We start from the raw sequence: 4,556 nt of genomic DNA, 5'->3' as shown, positions 1-4,556 counted from the left end.
GCACGCCGGCGGCGGCCAGCGGCGCCAGCAGCGCGGCGAGCATGCCCGGCACGTCGACCGCGTGGGCGGTGTCACCGCCGTACAGCGCGGACCAGCGTTCCGCGCCCGGGCCCTCCCCGGGCCGCGACGGGCGGACGACGGTCAGGCCCTCCGGCGCCCGGACCAGGGAGAGCCACCCACCGTCGGGCGGCGGGGCACCCTCGCCCAGGTGCTCGACGACGAACTCTCCGGGCAGGACACGCAACTGCTGGGACACGGCGGACTCCATCCGAGCAGGATGCCAGAGCTCAGACGCTGCCCGGCGTGCCGTCGGCGGTGGGGGAGTCCTGGATGTCCAGGACGGTGTCGGCCTCGGTGATGCGCAGCAGCCGGCGCAGCTGGTCGGTGACACCGGTCAGACGCAGCACGGTGCCCTGGCGCAGGGCGAGGCGCCGGGCCTTGAGGACGGCGTTCAGGCCGGTCGAGGTGCAGAAGGTGAGTCCGCGGCAGTCGACGAGCAGCACGTGGGGCGCGGGCAGGCTCCCCAGCGCGTGGTCGAAGGCGTGCCGGAGGTCGGCGGCGGTGTCCTGGTCGGCCTCGCCGCGCAGACGCAGCAGGTCGGTACCGGGTGCTGCGCCGGCGATGTGGGTGGTGTGCAGGAGCGCGGTCATGGACCGTCCTTCGGCTCGGGGCCGCCGGAGCGCTTGCGCTGGGACTTCCTCCAGCCTTCTACCCGCCCCCGACCGTGTCAACGAAGGCCGCCGGGCCCCGGCGGCCGGCCACGCACCGCTGCCGCGGAGCCCCGACGCGTAAGCGGCAGGACGGTCCGGGCGGACCTGCCGCTTACGCCCGCCACCGACCTCGGACCGGAGCCCGACCGCGGACCGGTGCCCGACCGCGGGCGGGCACGCCGGGCCGCACTCGCCCGACCGGACCCGCTCTTCGACGGCTGAGCCGGTGCAGGGCCGTGCCGGGGTCGTCAGGGGGGCGTCGGCCGCAGGCCGTGTCTCAGGATCCCGGCCCAGAGGCGGGCGCGACCGGTCCGGTCCAGGGCCTCGTGGGCGGCCAGCAGGCCGCCGGTGACCGCCCCGAGGAAGCCGCCGGCCAGGCAGTCCTGGCCGGAGAGGTACAGGCCCTCGATCCGGGTCCGCGGGCGCAGCCAGTCCGCCAGGCCGGCGCGGTGGCCGTCGCCGAAGCCCGCCACGTCCTTGGCCAGCCCGTAGAGGCTGCCGCCGGGCCAGCCGGCGAAGTGCTCGGCCGTCAGCGGGGTGCCGAGTTCGTGGTGGGCCACCCGCCCCCTGGTGCCGGGCAGCTGACGGTACAGCTGATCGAGCAGCTCCGCGGTGAGCTCGGCCTTCAGGGCCAGGTAGTCCGGGTCCCGGTGCCGCCACCGCGACCCGTGGAAGGGCGCGAACAGCTCCGGCCGTACGTAGGCCAGGATCTCGCCGGTGGACCGCCCGGGGTGCCGGGTGGTCCAGGTCGGGTCCTTGGCGCAGGAGAAGGAGAGGAAGTGGCCGCTGGTCCGCCCGCCCGTGCCGTTGAAGAAGGCGTCGCAGTCCCCGTCGGTGACCATCAGGTTGTGCCGCGGCAGCCCGAGTTCCGCCGGGTCCCCGTCCAGCCCGAGGAAGAGCACCACGAAGGGGAACCCGCGCCGCATGCCGGCCAGCCGGTCGCCGTTGTCGCCGTCACCGCCGCCGTGGCCGGGGTGGTCGCCGGTCCGGTGCGGCAGCAGCGCGCCGAAGGTGTTCTGGGCACCTGCCGCGCTGACCACCGCCGGCGCCCGTACCCGGGTCCCGTCCGCCAGCACCACGCCCGTCGCGCGGGGCCCGTCCAGCTCGATCCGGGAGACCGGTGCCCGCACGAAGACCTCGCCGCCGGCGGCCCGGACCGGTCCGAGCATCGCGCGGGCGATCGCGGCACTGCCGCCCACCGGATACCAGGCGCCCGTCCGGAAGTGCTCGAACAGCACCGCGAGCAGGAAGAACGGCAGCCTGGCCGTGGAGTCGGCCAGCAGCAGGGCGCTCTGGGTGAGCACGGCCTGCCGCAGCCGCTCGTCGCGGACCAGCCCCTCCACCACCTCCCGGGCCGGCCGCATCGCCTCGGGCGGCACGGCCGCCGCCCGCAGCGCCCGGGCCAGCCGCCGCACCACGGGGCCCGACAGCCGTCCCAGCGCGAGCACCGGCAACACCGCCCGGCACCGCCGGACCAGCCCGAACAGCGCCTCGATGCCGGCCCGTTCGGCCGGGAAGCGGGCGATCAGCCCGGCCTGGTAGGCCGCGAAGCCGACCGGGGCCCGGTACACCTCTCCCGCCAGGCGGTACTCGTCGAACGGGTCGCCCAGCGGGGCCCAGCGCAGCGCGCCGCCGGTCAGGTAGTCCGAGAGCACCCGGACGGGCTCGCGCTCCGCCAACTGTCCGACGTAGTGGATCCCGACGTCCCACTCCCAGCCGCGGCGCCGGTAGGCGTGGGTGTAGCCGCCCGCGGTGTAGTGCTGTTCGAACACCGCCACGCGCCGGCCCTGGCGTGCCAGGCAGACGGCCGTGGTCAGCCCGCCGGCCCCGGAGCCGACCACCACCGCGTCGTACGCGTCCGCCACCCCGCCGGCCGTGAGCGGCCGTCCGACCAGCACGCTTCCCGTCACACCGACCGCCTCCGCCGCAGCTCATCCGCCCCGGGAGCAACGAGCCGTCCGCGTTCCGGTCACGCACCGCACCGCACTGCACCACGGCCGGAACGGGCGCGGGCGCCGCGGCCGGGGGTTCCGGCCGCGACGCCCGGCGTCCTGAGCGGGGATCAGGGGAGGTAGTACATCGGGTTCGGGATCTTGTACGTCTTGCCGGAGTGGCCGCCGGACAGGTCGCTGTACTGGTCACCGAAGTTGGCCACGATCTGGTAGCCGAGGCTCTCGATGTGGGCGCGGGTCCCGGACTTGTACTCGACGGTGGTGCAGGTCTTGCCGCACGGCAGGTACGCCGGCGGGTTCTCCTTGTTCTTCAGGTACAGGTGCGAGGCGTCCGCGGTCGGGAAGCCCACCGCGGCCAGGTTGGCCGCGGTGTACGTCCGCTGGGCCTCGGGCCGGCCGGTGACGAAGAAGACGGTGTAGCCCTGCTGCTCGGCCCACTTCGCCAGGGTGTTCATGCCGAAGACGGCCGGCATGGTCTTGGTGGCGATGTACTGGGCGTTGCTCGTGGGGTTGTAGACGAAGGTCGTCTCCAGCTCGTAGTTGTACGTCGACAGCGAGGTGTCGTCGACGTCGAGGACGATCGCCTTCTTCTTGCCCTTGTCGTGGTGGGCGCGGGCCTGCAGGTACTGCTTGGCGTCCCTCTCGATCCCGGCGACCTGCTTGGCGTAGTTGCCGGTCGGCGACGCCCAGTGCTCGCCCTGCGCGTCGACGGTGTCGCCGTAGTACGCCTTGATGTCGTTGACCTCGTCGGTCATGTTGGTGATCTGACGGTCGCTGCGCGGAGCCTTGGTGTCGGCGACCGCGAGGCCGCCGCCCGCGACCGCACCGCCGACGACCACGCCGACGGCGAGGGTGGCGAGGGTCTTCGAGCGGTTCCCGAGGGTCTTCCTGAGCATGTGGTTCTGCCCCTTCTGCCGTCGGGAGGGAAACGCGGGTCGTCCCCCCGACTCCCGACGCGCACGATGCGGGGCTGAACGTACGGGCGAGTAACCAGGCAGGTCAAGCAAACTCTACGCGCAATGTCTACGCGCGGTGCGCACGGACTCCGCACCGGCCTCGCGGGCGCCGCCCCCGGCAGGGCCGGACACCGCGCGGACGCGCCGATGCGCCGTCAGATATGGTGCACGGCCATGGGTGAGCTGATGGTGATCAGGCACGGCCAGACCGAATGGAGCCTGTCGGGCCGGTACGCGGGCCGCACCGACGTCCCGCTGACCGCCGCGGGCGAGGACGCCGCAAGGGCGCTCGCTCCGAGGCTGGCCGCACGCCGTCCGGTGGCCGTGTTCAGCAGCCCGCTGGGCCGCGCCCTGCGCACGGCCGAACTGGCCGGCCTGACCGGCGTCGAGCCCGATCCGGACCTGCTGGAGTGGGACTACGGCGGCTACGAGGGACTGACGGCGGAGCAGATCCAGGAGGAGAGGCCGGGGTGGGACCTGTGGCGGGACGGTGTCGCCCCCGGCGGCGCCGACCGTCCCGGCGAGCAGTTGCAGCAGGTGGCGGCGCGCACGGACGCGGTGCTGGACCGGATCCGGCCGCTGCTGGCCGACGGCGACGTCGCCGTCGTCGCGCACGGTCATCTGGCACGCGTCCTGACCGTGCGCTGGCTCGGCCTCGACCCGTCCTCCGCCCGGCTGCTCGGCCACCCGCATCCGGGCACCCTCGGCTTCCTCGCCACCGAGCACGGGCAGCCGGTCGTCGCAGCCTGGAACGTCCCGTAGCGGCGGGCCGGTCGCGCCACGGTCCGGGCCGGGGGAGCGGTGTGCGTGCCCGTGGCCGCCGACCGGGGGGGGGGCGGCCACGGGGTGGGGCTGACGTGGTGCCGGTGGGTTACTTGTAGATCCGCAGGACGCGTCCGACGCCGCGGACGTGTCCCAGACCGCGGAGTTCGTCGAGT

Annotated in this window: 5 protein-coding genes; 1 reads left to right on the top strand and 4 read right to left on the bottom strand. The window is 74.4% G+C overall.

Going from position 1 to position 4,556, the window contains the following annotated elements; all coding sequences use genetic code 11:
* From ABZ641_RS26555 to ABZ641_RS26540, 4 genes are all read right to left on the bottom strand, one after another.
* A partial coding sequence (locus ABZ641_RS26555) for an ACT domain-containing protein (RefSeq protein ID WP_359985588.1) occupies window positions 1-268 on the bottom strand: 268 nt, incomplete at its 3' end.
* A gap of 19 nt (window positions 269-287) precedes the next feature.
* Window positions 288-650, bottom strand: a complete 363-nt coding sequence (locus ABZ641_RS26550; protein WP_344626112.1) for an STAS domain-containing protein — start codon at window positions 648-650, stop codon at window positions 288-290.
* A 308-nt stretch (window positions 651-958) separates the two neighbouring features.
* The gene (locus ABZ641_RS26545) at window positions 959-2,620 is read right to left on the bottom strand and encodes an NAD(P)/FAD-dependent oxidoreductase (protein WP_344626113.1); all 1,662 of its coding nucleotides are present in this window, start codon (window positions 2,618-2,620) and stop codon (window positions 959-961) included.
* Between the two features lie 152 nt (window positions 2,621-2,772).
* Window positions 2,773-3,558: an HAD family acid phosphatase gene (locus ABZ641_RS26540; protein ID WP_344626114.1), complete on the bottom strand. Its 786-nt coding sequence runs from the start codon at window positions 3,556-3,558 to the stop codon at window positions 2,773-2,775.
* A gap of 234 nt (window positions 3,559-3,792) precedes the next feature.
* Here ABZ641_RS26540 and ABZ641_RS26535 point away from each other — a divergent pair, with 234 nt between their 5' ends.
* Complete coding sequence (locus tag ABZ641_RS26535; RefSeq protein ID WP_344626115.1) at window positions 3,793-4,380, top strand: histidine phosphatase family protein; 588 nt, start codon at window positions 3,793-3,795, stop codon at window positions 4,378-4,380.
* Window positions 4,381-4,556: the final 176 nt, after the last annotated feature.

This window comes from Kitasatospora sp. NPDC007106 (assembly GCF_040634455.1).
In the GTDB taxonomy this organism is placed as follows: Bacteria; Actinomycetota; Actinomycetes; order Streptomycetales; family Streptomycetaceae; genus Kitasatospora; species Kitasatospora arboriphila.
Note: the sequence above shows the minus strand (reverse complement) of the source record. Positions and strands in the feature narration are given on the sequence as shown.